General features: G+C 56.6%; 13 protein-coding genes. 5 read left to right on the top strand and 8 right to left on the bottom strand.

Translation table 11 applies throughout. The features are described from left to right. Positions 1-220 precede the first annotated feature (220 nt). On the bottom strand, positions 221-1420 hold the full coding sequence (locus D8U60_RS02985; protein ID WP_024011725.1) for a CaiB/BaiF CoA-transferase family protein: 1200 nt from the start codon (positions 1418-1420) through the stop codon (positions 221-223). Between the two features lie 146 nt (positions 1421-1566). Between D8U60_RS02985 and D8U60_RS02980 the strand changes: the two genes are divergently transcribed. From D8U60_RS02980 to D8U60_RS02970, 3 genes are all read left to right on the top strand, one after another. After that, positions 1567-2109, top strand: coding sequence for a YaeQ family protein (locus D8U60_RS02980; protein ID WP_007908961.1), 543 nt, complete (start codon positions 1567-1569; stop codon positions 2107-2109). A gap of 54 nt (positions 2110-2163) precedes the next feature. After that, on the top strand, positions 2164-3873 hold the full coding sequence (gene recJ, locus D8U60_RS02975; protein WP_016771527.1) for a single-stranded-DNA-specific exonuclease RecJ: 1710 nt from the start codon (positions 2164-2166) through the stop codon (positions 3871-3873). Between the two features lie 255 nt (positions 3874-4128). Then, complete coding sequence (locus D8U60_RS02970; RefSeq protein WP_039759093.1) at positions 4129-5235, top strand: NADH:flavin oxidoreductase/NADH oxidase; 1107 nt, start codon at positions 4129-4131, stop codon at positions 5233-5235. Between the two features lie 199 nt (positions 5236-5434). Here D8U60_RS02970 and D8U60_RS02965 read toward each other — a convergent pair whose 3' ends face one another. After that, a complete protein-coding gene (locus tag D8U60_RS02965; RefSeq protein ID WP_071174494.1) occupies positions 5435-7063 on the bottom strand; it encodes a glucan biosynthesis protein D in 1629 nt (542 codons plus the stop codon). Positions 7064-7466: 403 nt separating this feature from the next. Here D8U60_RS02965 and D8U60_RS02960 point away from each other — a divergent pair, with 403 nt between their 5' ends. After that, on the top strand, positions 7467-7652 hold the full coding sequence (locus D8U60_RS02960) for a hypothetical protein (RefSeq protein ID WP_016771524.1): 186 nt from the start codon (positions 7467-7469) through the stop codon (positions 7650-7652). Positions 7653-7829: 177 nt separating this feature from the next. Next, positions 7830-8561 carry a tellurite resistance TerB family protein gene (locus D8U60_RS02955; RefSeq protein WP_130899438.1) on the top strand — a complete coding sequence of 244 codons (732 nt, stop codon included), beginning with the start codon at positions 7830-7832 and terminating at the stop codon, positions 8559-8561. 292 nt (positions 8562-8853) lie between these two features. On the opposite strand, the gene D8U60_RS02950 is transcribed toward D8U60_RS02955, so the two are convergent. The 6 genes from D8U60_RS02950 to tssI form a co-directional block, all read right to left on the bottom strand. Next, positions 8854-9285: a hypothetical protein gene (locus tag D8U60_RS02950; RefSeq protein WP_130899437.1), complete on the bottom strand. Its 432-nt coding sequence runs from the start codon at positions 9283-9285 to the stop codon at positions 8854-8856. Positions 9286-9968: 683 nt separating this feature from the next. Next, entirely contained in the window at positions 9969-10589 is a 621-nt protein-coding gene (locus D8U60_RS02945; protein ID WP_130899436.1) for a hypothetical protein, read from the bottom strand. 143 nt (positions 10590-10732) lie between these two features. After that, positions 10733-11164 carry a HEAT repeat domain-containing protein gene (locus D8U60_RS02940; RefSeq protein WP_130899435.1) on the bottom strand — a complete coding sequence of 144 codons (432 nt, stop codon included), beginning with the start codon at positions 11162-11164 and terminating at the stop codon, positions 10733-10735. Then, the gene (locus D8U60_RS02935; RefSeq protein ID WP_130899434.1) at positions 11161-16179 is read right to left on the bottom strand and encodes an RHS repeat-associated core domain-containing protein; all 5019 of its coding nucleotides are present in this window, start codon (positions 16177-16179) and stop codon (positions 11161-11163) included. Before D8U60_RS02935 ends, D8U60_RS02940 begins: the two co-directional genes overlap by 4 nt. Further along, positions 16176-16919 (bottom strand): DUF4123 domain-containing protein, encoded by a 744-nt coding sequence (locus D8U60_RS02930; RefSeq protein WP_130899433.1) that lies wholly within the window; start codon positions 16917-16919, stop codon positions 16176-16178. The genes D8U60_RS02935 and D8U60_RS02930 overlap by 4 nt, the downstream gene beginning before the upstream one ends. Next, positions 16909-18951 carry a type VI secretion system tip protein TssI/VgrG gene (gene tssI, locus D8U60_RS02925; protein ID WP_130899432.1) on the bottom strand — a complete coding sequence of 681 codons (2043 nt, stop codon included), beginning with the start codon at positions 18949-18951 and terminating at the stop codon, positions 16909-16911. Before tssI ends, D8U60_RS02930 begins: the two co-directional genes overlap by 11 nt. Positions 18952-19051: the final 100 nt, after the last annotated feature.

Below are 19051 nucleotides of genomic sequence, written 5' to 3'. Positions count from 1 at the left end.
AGATGAAATATTTTTGTGGGAACCTTCCTGCATCCCTGTCAGTCAGACCCCATAACAGCGAGATCAAGCATTGTGCTCCGGTGCTTGTCGCTTGCTGCTACGGGTCTCGAAGCAGACTCCGTTTAACCCCGAGTCGTCTCCCCACTTCTCGGGGTTTCTTTTGCCCGGCGTTTGCTCAATGCGCGGCTATTGCTCGAAAAAGCCAAGCGCCCAGCGCTGCTCAGATGGCCCCGTCTTCACGCAACCGAGCGATTTGCGCCGCGTCGTAGCCCAGATCGCCGAGCACCTGCGCATTGTGTTCGCCCAACTGCGGCCCGACCCATTCGGATGAACCTGGGGTTTCGGAAAGTTTCGGCACGATGCCGGGCATCTTGAAGTCCTTGCCGTCCGGCAGCTTGGCATGCAGGAACATCTCTCGCGCCAGATATTGCGGATCGTTGAACATGTCCTCGGCGCTGAAGATCCGGCTGACCGGTACGTCGGCCTGATTGAGCAAGTCGAGAACAGTCTGCAGTGGTAAGGAATTGACCCAGCGATCAATCACGCCATACAACTCGTCCCGGCGACTGTCGCGCCCGTCGTTACTGGCCAGCAGTGGGTCGTTGGCAAGATCTTCGCGGCCAATCACGAGCATGAAGCGTTTGAAGATCGCATCACCATTGGCACCGATCTGCACATGCTTGCCGTCGGCGCTGGTGTGGATCGAAGACGGCGTGATGCCCGGCATGATGTTGCCGCTGCGCTCGCGGATGAAACCGAACACGTCGAACTCCGGCACCATGCTTTCCATCATCGCGAAGATAGCTTCATACAGCGCAACGTCGACCACTTGGCCCAGTCCGCCATTGACCTCGCGATGACGCAGCGCCATCAGCGCACCGATCACGCCCCACAGCGCGGCAATCGAATCACCGATGGAAATGCCGGTACGCACCGGTGGCCGATCTTCGAAACCGGTGATGTACCGCAGGCCGCCCATGGATTCGCCGACCGCACCGAAACCTGGCTGGTCCTTCATCGGCCCGGTCTGACCGAAACCGGACAGGCGCACCATCACCAGTTTCGGGTTCAGTGCGTGCAGGGTTTCCCAGCTCAGACCGAGTTTTTCCAGGACGCCGGGGCGGAAATTCTCGATGAGGATGTCGGCCTCGCCCAGCAGTTGTTTCAGGATCGCCAAACCGTCCGGGTGTTTCAGATTGAGGGTCAGCGACTTCTTGTTGCGCGCCTGGACGAACCACCACAACGAGGTGCCTTCGTACAATTTGCGCCACTTGCGCAGGGGATCGCCGCCGTCCGGCGACTCGATCTTGATCACCTCGGCGCCGAATTCGCCGCAAATGCGCGAGGCAAACGGCCCGGCGATCAGCGTACCCAATTCAATGACTTTCAGACCCGAGAGCGGTTTGCTGGTGAACGGCATGCGAAATCCTGTAGGACAAGGCTGAACGGATACAGGGTTTTAACATAGCCGGCTGTCAGACGCCGCAGCTGGATCGCCATCAATTCGTTGATTGCCTGTGGCATCGGTTAGACTTGCCGACTTTCCTCGTATCAAGAAGCCCGTTCATGGCCCAGCCGTCCACTACCTACAAATTCGAACTGAACCTCACCGACCTCGACCGCAGCGTCTACGAAAGCGTCAAGCAGACCATCGCCCGTCATCCTTCGGAAACCGAAGAACGCATGACCGTGCGGCTGCTGGCCTACGCGCTCTGGTACAACGAGCAGCTGTCGTTCGGCCGTGGTCTGTCAGACGTGGATGAACCGGCCTTGTGGGAAAAGAGCCTGGACGACCGTGTCCTGCACTGGATCGAAGTCGGCCAGCCGGATGCCGATCGCCTGACCTGGTGCTCGCGCCGCACCGAACGCACCAGCCTGCTGGCCTACGGCAGCCTGCGTGTGTGGGAAACCAAGGTGATCCCGGCGATCAAGAACCTGAAAAACGTCAACATCGCCGCCGTCCCGCAGGAAGTGCTGGAGACCTTGGCCAAGGACATGCCGCGTGTCATCAAGTGGGACGTGATGATCAGCGAAGGCACGATCTTCGTCACCGACGACCGCGGTCAGCACGAAGTCCAGTTGCAATGGCTGCAAGGTGAGCGCGGCTGAGGTCGCGACATCGCTGATATTTCCCACGAATCAAAGAGAAGCCTCCGTCGCCCCATGCGTATCGAACCTCGTCAACTGCCTGCCACGCTGCCTTTCCTCGGTGATCTGCCGCCACTGCTGACCCGCCTGTACGCGGCGCGGGGCGTGCAATCGGAAGCGGAGCTGGACAAGAGTCTGGCGCGCTTGATCCCGTTCCAGCAGCTCAAAGGCATTGATGCGGCGGTTGACCTGCTGGTGACGGCATTGGAGCAACGCCAGCGCATTTTGATCGTCGGCGACTTCGATGCGGACGGCGCCACCGCCAGCACTGTCGGTGTGCTCGGCCTGCGCCTGTTGGGCGCGGCGCATGTCGATTATCTGGTGCCGAACCGTTTCGAATACGGCTATGGCCTGACGCCGGAAATCGTCGAAGTCGCGCTGACCCGTGAACCGCAACTATTGATCACCGTCGATAACGGCATCTCCAGCGTCGAAGGCGTCGCGGCGGCCAAGCGCGCCGGACTGAAGGTATTGATCACCGACCACCACTTGCCCGGCGATGAACTGCCGCAGGCCGATGCGCTGGTCAATCCGAACCAGCCGGGCTGCGAGTTTCCGAGCAAAGCGCTGGCCGGCGTCGGGGTGATTTTTTATGTGTTGATGGCCTTGCGCGCACGCCTGCGCAGCCTTGGCTGGTACGAGAGCAAACCGCAACCGAACATCGGCGAACTGCTCGATCTCGTGGCGCTGGGCAGCGTCGCCGACGTGGTGCCGCTGGACGCCAACAACCGCATTCTTGTGCATCAAGGGCTGGAGCGGATTCGTGCCGGCCGGGCGCGGCCGGGGATCAAGGCGATCCTCGAAGTCGCCAAGCGAGAGGCTGCGCGGATCACTTCCACCGACCTGGGTTTTATTGTCGGCCCTCGCCTGAACGCCGCCGGACGTCTGGACGACATGAGCCTGGGCATCGAATGCCTGCTCACCGCCGACGCCAATCTGGCGCGGGAAATGGCTGCGCAACTGGACGGCATGAACCAGGATCGCAAATCCATCGAGCAGGGCATGCAGCGGGAAGCGCTGGCGCAGCTCAAGGATCTGCCAGTCGAATCAATGCCGTTCGGTCTGTGCCTGTTCGACCCGGAGTGGCACCAGGGTGTGATCGGCATTCTCGCCTCGCGGATGAAAGAGCGCTATTTCCGCCCGACCATTGCCTTCGCCGATGCCGGTGATGGTCTGCTCAAGGGCTCCGGTCGCTCGGTGCAGGGCTTCCATATTCGCGATGCGCTGAGCGTGGTCGCGGCGCAGCATCCGAACCTGATCGCCAAGTACGGTGGCCACGCGATGGCCGCTGGTCTGACCTTGCCGCAGGAGAATTTTCCGCTGTTCGCCGAGGCTTTCGACGCTGAAGTGCGTAGGCAACTTCGCGAAGAAGACCTCACCGGGCGCATGTTATCGGACGGCACGCTGGCCGTTGAAGAGTTTCATCTCGAACTGGCTCGCGCCTTGCGCCACGCCGGGCCGTGGGGTCAGCACTTTCCGGAGCCGCTGTTTCATGGCGTGTTCCAGTTGGTCGAGCAGCGCGTGGTTGGCGAACGGCATTTGAAAGTGGTGCTGAAAAGCGAATGCGGTTCGGTGAAGCTCGATGGCATCGCGTTTGGCATTGATCGCGATGTGTGGCCGAACCCGACGATTCAATGGGTTGAACTGGCTTACAAACTCGACGTCAACGAGTTTCGTGGCAACGAGACTGTGCAGTTGATGATCGCCCACATCGAACCGCGCTGAAGATCAAAAGATCGCAGCCTTCGGCAGCTCCCACAGGGGATCGCATTCCTCTGTTGGAGCTGCCGAAGGCTGCGATCTTTTCTGGAACCCCCCAAGATCCCCCGTTGTCGACTAGGCTCTAAGCACTGCTTGATTGGCCTTGTGACGTCTTGTCGAATTTTTGCCCGCGGGGGCGGGTGCTGCACCCTTTTTCTGTCACTCGTCGACTTTTCAAACAGAACCCTGGAGCCTGCCCACTGATTCGAGAGGTGCCCCATGAGTCTGCTGCTTGAACCCTTTACTCTTCGCCAACTGACCCTGCCCAACCGCATCGCCGTGTCGCCGATGTGCCAGTACTCCAGCGTCGACGGCCTGGCCAACGACTGGCACCTGGTGCACCTGGGCAGCCGCGCGGTGGGCGGTGCCGGTCTGGTTTTCACCGAAGCCACGGCGGTTACCGCCGACGGGCGCATCACCGCCGAAGACCTTGGCCTGTGGAACGACGAACAGATCGAACCGCTGCAACGCATCACTCGCTTCATCACCGCCCAGGGCGCGGTCGCCGGCATTCAGCTGGCCCACGCCGGGCGCAAGGCCAGCACCCACCGGCCGTGGATCGGCAAGCATGGCAGTGTCAAACCCGAGGATGGCGGCTGGACCCCGGTCGGGCCATCGCCGATTGCTTTCGATCCGCAGCACACGCAACCGAAACAGCTCGATGAAGGGCAGATCGCCGAAGTGATTCAAGCCTTTGTCGACGCGGCCAAGCGCGCGCTGACGGCGGGGTTCAGCGTGGTCGAGGTGCATGCCGCGCACGGCTATCTGCTGCATCAGTTTCTTTCGCCGCTTAGCAACCAGCGTCGCGATCAGTACGGTGGTTCGTTCGAGAATCGCATCCGCCTGGTGCTGCAAGTCACCGAAGCGGTGAGGGCGGTTTGGCCGGAGGAATTGCCGGTGTTTGTCCGCGTGTCGGCGACCGACTGGGTCGAAGACGGCTGGAATCCGGACGAAACCGTGGAACTGGCGCGTCGCCTTCACACGCTGGGCGCCGATCTCATTGACGTGTCTTCAGGAGGGACAGCTGCAAACGCGGAAATTCCGGTCGGACCCGGTTATCAGACGCGCTTTGCCGAGCGGGTACGCAAAGAGTCAGGCATTGCCACCGGTACTGTCGGCATGATTACCGAGCCGGCCCAGGCCGAGCACATTCTGCGTACCTGTCAGGCTGATATCATTTTCCTCGCCCGAGAGCTGCTGCGCGATCCGTACTGGCCGCTGCACGCCGACGATGATCTGGGCGGGCGCAAAGCAGTGTGGCCGGCGCAATATCAACGTGCTACCCATCGCGACCAGCCCATTCATGAGTCGGATTTGCGTGATTGATTGAAGGCTGGAAAGCAAAAGCCCCGAGCCAGTGATGGCCGGGGCTTTGGTTTGTCTGGTCCGGCCTCGCTGTCTGCGCTGCCGTCATCGCGGGCAAGCCCGCTCCCACAGGTTCGAGTCGACTACAGGTCTTGTGATCAACTCACCACTGTGGGAGCTGGCTTGCCAGCGATGAGGCACTGGCAGGCGCTACAAAACCTCAAGGGTATTTACGCTTGTCCGGCGCCGGCGGGAAATACTGGTACAACCAGGTCTCGCTCAACGTGCGGTCATTGGTGCGAATGAACAGGCGCAGTTCCACCGGCTCGACACTGTCATTGGTCGGGTACCAGTCGAACAGGATCCGATAACCCTTGATGTCATCCAGCACCAGCACGCTGAAGTCCTGCACCTTGCCGTTGGAACAGGTAATCACCGGCTCGATCCCGGTGCCCTGTGGCAGGCGCTCAAGGCCGCCACCGGTGAAGTCGACGGCAAAACGGCGCGCCCAGACTGGCGGGTAGTGCTCACCCGGCGCCCAACCCTCGGTGAAGCCGCCCATGCCCGAACGCGTCGCGTGCACTCGCGCCAGTGGCGTGCCGACCGGTGGCAGGGCGCTCCAGTACAGCTTGTACCCGTAGTTCAGCGAATCACCGGCAGCCACGGGTTTCTTCGGCGTCCAGAAGGCGACGATGTTATCCAGCGTCTCGCCGGTCGTAGGAATTTCCAGCAGGTCAATAGAGCCTTCGCCCCATGCGGTTGTCGGTTCTACCCACAGGCTCGGGCGCTTGCTGTACCAGTCGACAGTGTCCTGATAGTTGGCGAATTCGTGGTCGGTCTGCACCAGGCCAAAACCTTTCGGGTCCTTGTCGGCAAATGCGTTGAATTGCAGCGTCGCCGGGTTGTTCAACGGACGGCAGATCCACTCGCCATTGCCGCGCCACATGGCCAGACGGTCGGAGTCGTGAATCTGCGGGTGAATGGTGTCGCACATGCGCCGTTCGTGGGTGCCGCAGCTGAACATGCTCGTCATTGGCGCCACGCCCAACTGTTCGATAGTGGTGCGTGCGTTGATGTGCGCGTCGATTTCCATGACCACGCGCTCGGCCTGGCAATCGATGTCGAAGCGATAGGCGCCGGTCGCGCTCGGCGAGTCGAGCAGGGCGTAGACCACAAAACGCGTGGCGTTCTTGTCAGGCGTCTCGAACCAGAACTTGGTGAAGTCGGGAAACTCTTCGCGCTTCTTCGCGTAGGTATCAATGGCCAGGCCGCGCGCGGAGAGGCCATATTGGCCAGTAGCATCGACCGCACGGAAATAGCTGGCGCCGAGAAACGACACCACGTCATGCCGATCCAGCTCCGGTGCCTTGAACAGTTTGAAGCCGGCAAAACCCAGATCGCCCTTGAGCTGCTGGGTGTCGACCGAAGTGTTCTCGTAATTGAACAGCGCCGGGCGGAAATGCACCTCGCGCGCCATGCGCGTCTTCGGATCAACGCTGTACATGCGCACCGGCTGACGGAAACCCATGCCGACGTGGAAAAACTGCACGTCCAGCTGACCTTTGTTTTCCTTCCACAGGGAATGCTCGCCGTCGTAGCGGATCGCGTTGAAATTCTGCGGAGTCATGGTCGCCAGGGTTGGCGGCAACACCTGTTTCGTATCCTGATAGGCATTGCCGGCGAGCTGCTTGGCCTGGCGCTTCAACGCCTCGAAATCGAAGGCCTGGGCCTCGCCATCGGCGGCGCCGCCATTGGCCGCCCAGGCGCGAGCAGCCAACAGGCCCGACGCGGAAAGACCGGTATAGGCCGCAATGGCCATGGACGCTTTGAGCAAATTCCTGCGGTGCATAAATACAACCTGTCGTGTGCAATCCCGCGCCGTTCCTGGCACGTATCGGATCGGAAATTACGGTTCGGTCATGCCTTCGGCCAAACGCAACGGACTATAAACAGATGCCCGCTAGCTTAATCGGTTCGATTGTCGGGCAAAAAGGCTTGTTTGCGTTGCGTCATCTGGCAATGAAACAAGACATGTCTGTAATTTTTCTGACAGGGCTCTCTGATTTAGAGGGCATATCTGCTTTTTTCGATTAATTACTCTAAAAACCACTTTTCAACGCCGATTTAATTCCTATTCTATGGGCAAGACCGGATACAAGCCTTCGTGCCGGCGGGGCACACGACGCTGCTCGAAGAGGCAGGGCGATGTGAGGTTCAGCAGTTTCTTGACTCAATAGAGAAGGACATCGTCCATGGCAAAAATACAGGGCATCACCGAAATGTTGGGCATCTTTCCTTGCTTGGGCGGCGGGCGCAGAAGACGCCGTCTCAATTCCGAGGAATTGAAACTGGTGGAACGTTATCGAGAGCTATCGGAAAGCGACCGGATCGCCATGCGCTATCTGGTGGATGCGATGCGGAGTGTTTCGCGGTTTTAAGGAGGAGGGGAGAAGGGGGCAGGTCGAAAGGCCTGCCCCTTTTCATTGGGTAGCGCTCGGAACGAGCCCTTTTGAGTGGCGAGCAACATCTCGAAGCACACTCGCGGGGCGGGTCCGGGCACTTTCGAACTAGGCTGAGGGCCTTAGATCCGGATAACCCTTGTTTGGAGACGGAACATGAACACCCGTGGATTGCTCGATCAACTGCTCAAGTCCGGGCAGGAAATGCTGCAGAACAAGGCCGGCGGCGCTTCCAGCAAATCGGCTGCGAGCGGACTTGGCGGCTTGCTCGGTGGCTCGTCTGGCTCCAGTGGCCTCGGCGGCCTGCTCTCCGGCGCGGGTGGCGGCGCATTGGCCGCAGGCGCGATGGGCCTGCTGCTCGGCAATAAAAAGGTCCGCAAGGTCGGCGGCAAAGTCGCGATCTACGGCGGCCTCGCTGCGCTGGGCGTACTGGCTTACAAGGCGTACGGCAACTACAACGCCCAAAAAGGCAGCGCACCCCAACGCGAACCGCAAACCCTCGACCGCCTGCCACCCGCTCAAGTCGAGCAGCACAGCCAGGCAATCCTCAAAGCCCTGGTCGCCGCCGCCAAAGCCGACGGCCACATCGACGAGCGCGAGCGCGAACTGATCGAGGGCGAATTCACAAAGCTCGACAACGATCAGGAACTGCAACACTGGCTCCACGCCGAACTCAACAAACCCCTCGACCCCACCGACGTCGCCCGCGCGGCGAGCACGCCGGAAATGGCGGCGGAGATGTACATCGCCAGTGTGATGCTGGTGGATGAGGAGAATTTTATGGAGAAGAGCTATCTGGATGAACTGGCACGGCAGTTGAAATTGGAGCCGGGGTTGAAGGTGGAGTTGGAGAGGCAGGTGCGGTTGGTGGGGGCGGATAGCGTGTAATCGTAGTGGCGATCGCCCGGCATCAGCGGGCGGTTACCCTTTTACGTTAGCTAGACTTCCTGCGTTTCAGTCGTTTCCGTAACGGCGTTGAATCGACCTTTGTCCCGATGGCGGACATTGCTCTTGCGGCTGGCTCTGCATATTTTTGGTACTAGCCGCGTAATAGAGCTGGCAAATAGATCACTAGCAATCGGTGATTAGCGCACTGACTTCGTCGCCAGATCGGTGTTATTCAACAGTCGACCGTTGAGGTATGAGTCGGCGGGCCTGCCGTCGAGCAAGTTTCCTTCTGCTAGAAGTATTTGAATGGATATGTGTCTCCCGTGATTATTATTGAATCTTTTTCTGTATATACGTTGTTGATGTTGTTGATAACCAGCTGTAGGTTGGTTGGGTTTTGAAAAAGATGATAGAAGAGTTCGAAGTAAAGATAATCTTCGATCAAACTTGCTGCTAGGTTTGGATGGATGTTCAGAAGTTCATTGAAAGTCGGGTAATCAACTGTTGCAAGCTCGGGGATGTCCGCATAGCCTTGCACGGTATCGTCAATCCTGCATTCCGAAATAAACGTATCTGCAATAATTTCAAACTTTCTTGGAAAGTCTCCGGGTTTGATTTGCAGTATGTAGGGCTGAGTCTTGATCGTGACCGCCTCTCCGAATCCCAAGCTTCTATAAGATACGGTACTTGGATTGACTGCGTTGCCCGAGCACTTAAATATCATGGTTTTGCTTTCGCTGTTATAGGTTTGGTTGTCGAGATTTTTTAACCGAAAGAAAACTCCCTTGTACTACAGGTCTGAGGCTTTTCCCAAATTAATTGCATCGGCATCGGCATCGGCATCGGCATCGGCATCGAACGCGGACTGCTTTAGCTTAGGGTGTTGCTTAAACAATTTTTTTGCTGAGAGAGTAGCGCCGCCACACCCTATGTATTAGCCAATGTCAGGTCCACTGCTTTCCCCGTATACTCCAGATTTGTAAAGGCTGCATCAGATTTGTTTAACTTTATGTAGTGTGTGATCTAAAATTTTTTCTAGGTCGCTCCAGGTTTTGGCGGTGTCGGTGAATATTGGAAATTCTCCAAGCTTGATTTGCAATTAATGAAGTTCTAAAAGTGCCTTTTTTGCTAAATAATTGATGCCGTCCGATGTCTATTATTTATTCGAGGCCAGTAGCTGTGCTCGTCGTGATTTTTGCTGTTCACGTCCAGGTTGTCGGTGTATTCGTAGCGGGTAGTACTGCCGAGTTCGTTCTATTCGGCAGTGACGCGATCGTCAGTATTGTTGGTATACGCGCGCGTGGTACGCTGAGCAGGTTAGATGTGCCAGGTGACTCGCGGCGTTCCATTTGTAAAAAAGCCGCATTGAGAAGGGGCAAGCATCGTAGATCTTGTGTCGACACTTTCCTATTTTTTAAAAACTCGATAGCCGGCATCAAAGTCGCTTATGGTATGCATGTTTCTGTAATTTACTTCGAATATTCCTTCAATTGGCGGTTGCGTGCGTTTCGCCTGTAAATTTAGAGTTTCTGCCACGTTTCGAAGTTCATGGTATGTTGCTATGTAGGCATGATCGGAAGCGGAGAAGTCAAGAGTCACCTTTTGAGGTGAGATAATCGCAAGATTGATTAGTAGCTGAGGTGATGTGAATGATCTACCGCCAATGTCATAGATCTTGTCTTTATTTTCCAGTTTGGGTCTGTAAATTTCATTTAATAAGTAGTCTTCCTCTTGATCTAAGAATCTTACCAGTTTTTCGTGGCCTTTTATTTTTTCAAATGTAACGGTTGCTTTTTTGATTATTAGGAAGCCATCCTCGTCCATGTTTTCGAGAAAGTTTAAGTCTTGGCTTTCTATTGAAGACGTTATTGGCTCATCTAATAGGTTGAGAACAAAATTGAAAATTTCTACTTGGAGTTTATCCTGTATGTTTTCAGTAGGAGGAATATTTATGTAGGATATAATTCCGCCTGCATTGTCGTAATCGATTGCGCCAAAAGATTCTGTAATGTCAATGTAGATATTCATTTTGCTCTTTTGATTGCCGATTGATTAGAGGCTGTCTTAATTGATTGTTGGTTCTTTATTGGCGCCTTTTTGGTAAGTGGCGTTGGGCGTTTGTCGGCAATATTGTAAAAGTTCGCTTGTACAAGATTTGGTGGGCTTTGCTATTATATTTCTGATGATTCTGCTTTCGCAAGTAAACTATATATTTCTGGTTCTATTTCACTTTTTGGTGTGGTATCTATTATCTGTTTTACATGGTGAGCGTATTTTTTTTCAATCGCTACTTCGGCCCAGTCGAGCTCGTAAATAGAAATAACTTTAACGTCTTTATATTCCGATTTTGAAAGTAAAATCTTTAAAATTTCTATGGCTTGGGTGGTACGATTTTCTCCAAGTGAAACGGCGCATCTTTGTTGCCAAAATTCCGGCATTTTGAGTATTGCTTTTTTTAGGACTTCCCAGTCCTTATCACTGAAGTCTATGAGTACCGTTTTAGCAACTAGCTCGGTGCTGTATTCAGTCCATGGTGAATCTTCAGATTCACCTATCCATGAGCAGAGCTTTTTATATAGATTTTCTTCATTGCCAGTCGTCATGGTGTTGCTCCCGTAGGGTATGAAGAAGTGATGACATCGTTTTCTTTAATAACCTGCCATTGAACTCCGTCCACGATTTTGGTGTGTTCGGTTACTACCGCGCCTGGATCGTTCCGTAACACTCTGCCTGGCTCTGCTGCTACCTCATCAGTAACTCTCAAGATCTTCGCGTCACTCCAAGATTTCGGCGCAAATGTATGTCTATTTGGAGACTTTGCTGCAGACCAGCCGATGGTTCCATCCTTACGCTCTAAAATCATTTTAAAATTTTTAACGCTGGTAGTTCCGTCCTTGTTAGTGCTGACAATATCGTACTGATATTTTGGAGAGTTCATAACCTGCGCCGAATGACCGCCTACTGGTTTGTTATGGCCGGGGCTCCGTGTGCCATACAGTATTTTGTTCTGCATTGCCTTGGGAATCGGTCCGGTATAGGGCGCTTCGGGGCTGCCGTCATCAACTTTCGATTTTTTTTCTTCTTGGTCAGTTCGGTTACCTGATGAATCTTTATCTCCGGCTCCGGGACATGTATTCAATCCTAGAGGATCCACCCACCCCGTAGGATTGGTCACGTACTGATAGCTATTCAACCCACCCGCAAGCTTGATCGGGTCCGGCGTCAAGAACCGTCCAGTCCCCGGATTGTAGTAGCGGTGGCGGTTGTAATGTAACCCTGTCTCGGTGTCGAAATACTGCCCTTGAAAACGCAGCGGATTATCGATTTCGCTGACATCCAGCGCTGCGAGGTTGCCGTACGCGCGATACTTCGCCGACCACATGATTTCGCCGCTGTAGTCGGTGAGCTCTTGCGGAGTGCCGAGGTGGTCGAGTTGATAGTAGAACGGGGCAGCCTTTAGTGGGCCTTCGCCGTCGAGCATTGCCAATGGGCGGAAGCTGCCCGGTTCGTAGATGTAGCTGCGATAACGACTTTCTGCGCTTTCGGCGATCAATCGTTCGCCTTGCCAGAGGAATTCAGTGGTATGGCCGTCGACGGTTTTCTCGATGCGGCGGCCAAAGGCGTCGTATTTGTAGGTGGCGGTGCTGCCGCCTGGGAGGCTGACGCCAATCAAGCGGTGTTGGCAATCGTACCGGTATTCGGTGACGAGCTTTTGGCCGTTGCCGCGACGCTCGCGGATCAAATTTCCGTACGCGTCGTAGTCGTAGTGGCGGTCGCCTTGCATCAGCAGGCGATTACCTTTGACGTTGGCGAGGTTGGCTGCGGGCAGGTCATTCTGGCCGAGGAGGTTGCCTGCCGGGTCATGGGCGAAGCTCTCCGGCATAGCGCCGCGTACGCTGATCAGGCGATCCAGTGGATCGTAGTGATAGCTGCGGTTGCCTTTGCGGCTGTCGTTAATACCGGCGAGGTTGCCGTTGGCATCGTAGTTGTAGCGACGCTGGAACAGGTGTTTGTCCCGTTGGCTGACGCTGTGGGCCTGTAGTCGGCCCTGTTCATCGTATTGGTATTGGCTAAGCAGCAAGCCTTGTTGGCGTTGTTGCTCGCGACCGGCGTTGAACTGGTGGCTGGTCAGGCGAGAGCCGTTGAGGTCGATGCTGCTCAGCCGTCCACCGGACAAATGACGGTAATCGAGCGTGCAGCCATCGGGCAGACGGCAGTGGCTGAGCTGACCGACTTTGTCGTAAGCGTAACGCGTGGTGCCCCAGCCCTGATGTTCGGTGATCAAGCGATCTTGCACGTCGTATTCATAAGCGAGCGGCCAATGGCCGTCGTCGACGTTTACCAGGCGACCGAGTGCGTCGTAGCTGTAATGAATCTCTTCGCCATCGGGCAGCGTCTTGACCAGCAAACGGCCTGCGGCATCGCGCTGGTATTCGGTAACCAGTTCACTACCGTCGTCACCGAACTCGGTTTTCTTCAGCAGTTGGCCGTTCAGGTCGTACTCGTACGCGGTGCGGCGGCCGTCGAAGCCGGTTTCCTGCTGAATCAGGCCGTTCGGGTAATAATCGAGTTGATAGCGTTCGCCGCGCTCGTTTTCGATCTCGGTGAGGTTGAGTTGCGAGTTGTCGTAGCGATAGCGCAGTTGGCTGCCGTCGGGATTAATCCGGCGGCTGACGAGGTGCAGGTTGTCGGCGTATTCGTAGCGGGTGATCCGCCCGAGCTCGTCGCGTTCGGCGGTGACGCGGCCATACGGGTTGTAGGTAAACGCACGTGTGGCGCCGCCGGGCAGGGTGACCTGAGTGAGGCGGGCGACGGCATCCCATTGGTATTGGGTGATCGCTCCGAATTCATCCTGGCGAGTGATTTGCCGGCCGAGCGCATCGTAGCGATACTTGCGTTGACCTCCATCCGGCAGGCGTTCTTCCAGCAATTGGCCGAGGTTGTTCCAGCCCAGTTGATGACGACTGCCGTCGGGGTGGCGGATCTCAAGCAAGCGTCCCTGACGGTCATAGCTGTAGAAGGTCTCGTTGCCGTCAGGATCGGTTTGTTGGGTGATATCGCCCTGGCGGTTGCGTTCGTATTTCCAGCGGGCCTTGCCGCGCTGGACATCAATAAGTTGACCGTTGAAGTAGTTGTAACGCGTCGGAACACCTTCCGGGGGGATCACCGCAATCAAGCGTCCGGCATCGCTGTACTGATACTCGGTGATCGCTCCCATCGGGTCTTTAACGGCGATCAATCGGCCGTTATCGTCATAAGCGTTCTGCGTCTCACCACCGTCGGGTGCGGTCTCACTGACCAGGCGTGCATTTTCGTCATGCACATAGACCAGCTCACTGCCGTCAGCGTTATGAACAATGACCGAGCCTTTATCATCCCACTCGTAACGTGCTTCCATCTGCGCGTAATTGGCCCAATGACGTACGCATCGGGACAGCTTGCCTTCACGCTCCCACTCCCAGAAGAAGCTAGCCCCTCCGGCCATTTGTCGCTCAAGGATGACGTGCTGATCGTTGTAGCGGTAATGCTCGGTTTCGCCCATCGCATTGGTGGAAGAAACCAGTTGATTGAGTGCGTTGTATCGGTAGGTGACGAGGGTATGAATCGTCAGCCATGGGTCTTGGCGTTCGCCGCGTTCATTGTATTCGGGGCGTTGTTGCTGTTGGTCGACAGCAACGATGTGTCTGTCTTCGTAGCGCAGCAAAAGGGCGCGCCCTGCGCCGTTATCTATGCGCTGGATACGATCAACGAAGTCATAACTGATGTGCAGACGATTTTCGTACGCATCGCTGATCGCGGTCAGTCGACCGGCACGGAAATGGTAAAAGCGTGTTTTTGCCCCGGCCTGGGTCAAAATGAGTTCGCCGGGTTCATTGCCTAGATAAATTGCTGCCTGAGCCAGACTGTTAGTGATGGCCGGCCGCTGTTCCGTGGGCATCGGGAAACGGGTTTGCCGGTTCTCGTTGTCCGTCCACAGCACACCCTCATCGTCGATCTGCAAGCGATGAGACAGTGAATGACTCCAGCCATAGCCGAGGCGGCTATCAATTTCGACTGCACTGCTTCGGTATAGGCGTGTCCACTCAAAAGGCAGCAGGCCACCCAGTTCCCCATCGGTGAGCGTCAGTAACTCTTCACCGGTCACCATCGATACTGGTTCGCCGTCTGAGCATGTGTCGTCGACGCATTGTGCAGGTTTTTTTGCTGGGTTCTTCGGCTGTTCGGGGGCGTTGTCGACGGTCTCTACTTGCTCGATCCGTGAGGCTGGCTCATCTTTTTTACGGGTTTGAATCTGCGCATCGGATTCCACTTTTCCGACGGTGCCTGGTAGCTTGCTCTTCGGAGCTGTCGCGGTTTCAGCAGGTTTGGGAGCGGCAATCTGAACATCCGCTTTGGGTGTCGGATTGAAATTCGAATCACTTCCGCCAGTGATCGGTGGCCTGTTTTTAGGAGCTGTGGCCGTTTCGGCGGGTTTGGGGGGCGCGATCTGAACATCCGCTTTGCGTGCCGGATTGAATTTCGAATCACCATTGAGTAGCAACGGCTTCGATGCTTCGGTATGGGGCGTCGCTTTGGACTTGCTGACTTTCATCAACATGCCGGTGAAGTCTTCAATCAGCTTTATGACTTTGCCGCTGCTTTGTACCCCTTTGACGGCTTTTGTACCCACGCGTACGGCCAAGCCAAGACCACCAGTCAAGACAACGCCGATCAAAATGTTGAGCAGGAACTCTGTCGACATTTGCGCCAGCACTTCGGTACAAGTCTGCGGCGGCAGCATTTTCACCCAGGCCACGATGGCCGCGACGTATATCCACATCAACGGCTCATCGCTCGCGATCAATAAAGCAGTGTGAATAGCGTCGGCAGAGGCGTCGTAAATTTTCTTGATCTGTTCTTCAGTGAAAAAGTTTTTCAGCTTCTCGTAGTTTTCGCGAGGATGGGCGATGAGGTCGTAGAGACTTTTGATATCGCCCCACAATCCCACAATCGCTTTCATGAACCCTTCCCAGGCCGCTTCCAGCTCCTGCAAGGCGCGACCTCCAAGGGAGGCATCGGTGTGAGCTTGCCAGAGCGGGAGGAAGCTGGTGCTCCATTCGGTTTGTAGCCAGCCGCCCAACTCGCCGATCACGCCTTGGTAGGAGTTGAATAAACTGTCGATCTGGGCACGCGTAGGATTCGGGAAGAAGGTGATTTTGTATTGCTGATTGGGAGTAAGGCCTGAAACTTCAAGAATCCCTGATGCATCAATGATTTTATTGATGGTCGGGCCAACTTCGTTTTTGCCGATGAAGCGGCCATTGACGACCGGTGTCAGTTGAACTGGCGTATTGCCGATCGGCACAAAGCGCGCGGACTCAAAACTATGGATCAACACCAGCTTGCCGTTCGCAGGACAGTTGGCATAAAGGGTATTTTCTTTCTTGCTGTCCTTGTCAGCCGTGCCAACTTCGTCACCGACTTTGAATTGCTGCTCTGCATCCAGAATGCCGCCGTACCAGGCTTCGGCATGCTCGCGATAATCCTTCAGGCACTTCTTGAAATCGTTGATGATGGCCTGAGCATCGGGTTGTTTTGCTGTGAGACCGCCAACGATCCCGCCCATTAAAACGCTCATACCACCCCCTCTTTTTCCAGATAGGCCTTCAACAGCCCGGTAAAGTTTTCTTCCGTGAGTGGCGTGCGTTTAACAAAGCGCGCCACTTTTTGTTTCAGGTTCGATTCGGGAAAGGAAAAATACAGATCGGCGTGTTCCTCTTGCAACCACTGCATCATGTTGCCGATAACGGTCGATGGATTTTCTGCCATTAACCCTTCCAACAACCCCTTCGGCACCTCCCACCACGGCCAGTCCCGCACCTTCGGCACCACCCTCGACCCCACCTCCAGCGCCTGACCATTGATCAGATACCGCTCAAACACCGGCAGCACTTCTCCAGCCTTCTCCCCAAGCCCCCGCAAAATCGGATAAATATGCCGCCCATCCCAAAACCGGAAAAACACCTCGGTGCCATCCGGCATTTTCACCTGCGTCAGGCTGCGCAGATGCTCGAACACTTCGTTCGGTTCTGAACGCGATACCGCCAGCCAGCCCCAGTCGAGGGCGTCGGTGTCGGCGATCCATGGCAGGAAGGCGGAGTTGGCTTTGAGTTCGGTGAGGTAGGGCATCACCGGTTGCCAAGTGGAGTAGGGCGTGCCGCCCCAGATCGGAATGAGCTGGGCGGTGGGTTCGGTGAGGTACAGGGTTTTCAGGGCGTCGGCATCGCTGGCCGCGCTGACGATCAGGTACAGGCGCTCGCCGCTTTGCAGCGGCTGTTGCGCCAGCCAGTCCTTGGGGGTGATTGGTTCAGATGGCACAGGCACCTGCCTTGCATTTTTCGCATTCTTCACAGAACGGCGCGTTACGTTTGAGGGTGTTGATCTGCGCCGGGGTCAGGACCTGGCCAGCCTTGTCGGCATCCGCCTGTTTCAGCACGCCGGGCATCAATGGCGCGGCGCCCGTACCAACGCCGGGGCTGCCGCCGGAGTTCATGTTGATCACCGGCCCACTCATGGTCACGCCACCAGCGTCGATCTTGATGAAGCTGCCGCCGCCGATCAGCGTGAGTTCCGCACCAGCCTCCATCACCACTTTCATGCCGCTGCTCAGGTGAATTTCTTGCCCGGCGTCGATGAACTGGCCGGTGCCGATCTTGATGTGCTGGTTCACGCCGACGGTGAGGTGGTCGTTGGCGCGGGTTTCGACTTTGCGGTCGGCGTAGACGGTGTGGTGTTCTTCGGCCTTGAATTCGCTGTAGCTGTTTTGCTCGACGGTGTCGTGGCGTTCGTTGCCGACGCGGATTTTCTGGTCGTGCTCGATGTTTTCGTCCCAGTCGCGCTGGGCGTGCAGGTAAATCTGTTCCTGACCTTTTTTGTCTTCGATGCGCAGTTCGTTGTAGCCGCCACCGCCCATCGAGCTCAGGGTCTTGAAGGTGCTGCGGGTCTTGTTCGCCGGCAGTGGATAGGGGACGGTGTTTTCCTTGTGGTACAGGCAGCCGCTGATCAGCGGTTGATCGGGGTCGCCTTCAAGGAAGGTGACCAGCACTTCCATACCGATGCGCGGGATGGCGATGCCGCCGTACTGGGCGCCGGCCCAGGCGCTGGAGACGCGCAGCCAGCAACTGGTCTTGTCGTCGGCCTGACCTTCGCGGTCCCAATGGAACTGGACTTTGACCCGGCCGTACTCGTCGCAGTGGATCTCTTCGCCTTTCGGGCCGGTGACCACGGCGCTCTGGCTGCCGAGGATGCGCGGTTTCGGGTGGCGCAGGGGCGGGCGGTTCGGCACGTCCCACGGCGTGGCCTGGAAACGGTTGCGATAACCCTGATGGAAATCGTCTTTCAGCGCGGTGGTGTCACTGGTCACCGACTCCTCGAGCACTTGCGGCTGCTTGCCTTCATGCAGGACTTCGGTGAGCAGCCACAGGTCGTTCCACTTGGCTTTCGGGTGTTCGGTCAGGGCGAGGAAATGGCCGCTGACCAGCAGTGGCTGATCACTCTTGCCTTCGGCCAATTGGAAGTCGCTGCGATGACGTTCGAGGGCGCGTTTGGCCAAATGCTTGCCGCGCTCGCGGTCGATGAAGCGGCCCGGGTAATCGTAGTCTTCGAGGTCGGGCAGGGCGTCGCCACGGTTTTCGCTTTCCAGGGTCAGGCGCGGTTTTTCGAAGTCGTAGTCGCGGCGGGTGGTGCGGCTGGTGCGGGTTTCCAGGCGCAGGTCGAAGCGCTTGATCACCGGGTTGCTGGCGACCATGCCGGAGTCTTGCTGATAGGGCACCGGGGCGAGTTTCGGGAACACCGTCTGATCATCGCCGAAAACGAGCTTGTGCGCGTTGGCGCTGTGCTGGAAGTGGAAGTGAATGCCTTCTTCTTCGCACAGGCGCTGGATGAAGTGCAGATCCGACTCGTCGTATTGCACGCAGTAGATGCGCTCGGGATAGATCGAGCCGGTCTTGAATTCGTAGGCGTTGCCTTGAATACCGTGCTCTTCCAGCACTTGGCCGATGATCTTCGGCACGCTGAGGTTCTGGAAGATGCGCTGGTTGATGCGGTGCGCCAGGTACGCCAGTTGCGGGCGCAGGGTCACCGAATAACGGGTCAGGCGCTTGCCGGAATCGCCTTGTGCGGCGCGGTAGATCTGGCCGTGAATGCCGCTGCCGTCAGGCGACAGCTGCAGAAAGGCCGGTTTGTGCAGCAGGGTTTCGAGGTCCAGCGACGGCTGCTCACTGACCAGCTCCACCTCAAAGACAAAAGGCTGGCTGATGGCTTCCCGGCCGGTGAGGGTAAACACCTGAAAGTCGGCGGAAAGCCCTTCGATGGTCAGGGCAAAGTGGGTTTCATTGGCCGGCGCGAACATCCCTTGTTCCTCGTGCTGTACAGCGGCGCTCGTCGACGACCGCAAAAAAAGCGGCTCAACGTACGCGAAATTCTGGAGGGGCGTAAACAACATCGACCAG

It is taken from the genome of Pseudomonas sp. Sample_11, assembly GCF_004307505.1.
GTDB lineage: Bacteria > Pseudomonadota > Gammaproteobacteria > Pseudomonadales > Pseudomonadaceae > Aquipseudomonas > Aquipseudomonas atacamensis.
This window is presented reverse-complemented; position numbering and strand designations above follow the sequence as displayed.

What these genes read in the sequence shown, in the direction of transcription:
- D8U60_RS02985 (WP_024011725.1), bottom strand. Translation starts at nt 1,420, where the DNA reads ATGCCGTTCACCAGCAAACCGCTCTCGGGTCTGAAAGTCATTGAATTG.
- D8U60_RS02980 (WP_007908961.1), top strand. Translation starts at nt 1,567, where the DNA reads ATGGCCCAGCCGTCCACTACCTACAAATTCGAACTGAACCTCACCGAC.
- recJ (WP_016771527.1), top strand. Translation starts at nt 2,164, where the DNA reads ATGCGTATCGAACCTCGTCAACTGCCTGCCACGCTGCCTTTCCTCGGT.
- D8U60_RS02970 (WP_039759093.1), top strand. Translation starts at nt 4,129, where the DNA reads ATGAGTCTGCTGCTTGAACCCTTTACTCTTCGCCAACTGACCCTGCCC.
- D8U60_RS02965 (WP_071174494.1), bottom strand. Translation starts at nt 7,063, where the DNA reads ATGCACCGCAGGAATTTGCTCAAAGCGTCCATGGCCATTGCGGCCTAT.
- D8U60_RS02960 (WP_016771524.1), top strand. Translation starts at nt 7,467, where the DNA reads ATGGCAAAAATACAGGGCATCACCGAAATGTTGGGCATCTTTCCTTGC.
- D8U60_RS02955 (WP_130899438.1), top strand. Translation starts at nt 7,830, where the DNA reads ATGAACACCCGTGGATTGCTCGATCAACTGCTCAAGTCCGGGCAGGAA.
- D8U60_RS02950 (WP_130899437.1), bottom strand. Translation starts at nt 9,285, where the DNA reads ATGATATTTAAGTGCTCGGGCAACGCAGTCAATCCAAGTACCGTATCT.
- D8U60_RS02945 (WP_130899436.1), bottom strand. Translation starts at nt 10,589, where the DNA reads ATGAATATCTACATTGACATTACAGAATCTTTTGGCGCAATCGATTAC.
- D8U60_RS02940 (WP_130899435.1), bottom strand. Translation starts at nt 11,164, where the DNA reads ATGACGACTGGCAATGAAGAAAATCTATATAAAAAGCTCTGCTCATGG.
- D8U60_RS02935 (WP_130899434.1), bottom strand. Translation starts at nt 16,179, where the DNA reads ATGAGCGTTTTAATGGGCGGGATCGTTGGCGGTCTCACAGCAAAACAA.
- tssI (WP_130899432.1), bottom strand. Translation starts at nt 18,951, where the DNA reads ATGTTCGCGCCGGCCAATGAAACCCACTTTGCCCTGACCATCGAAGGG.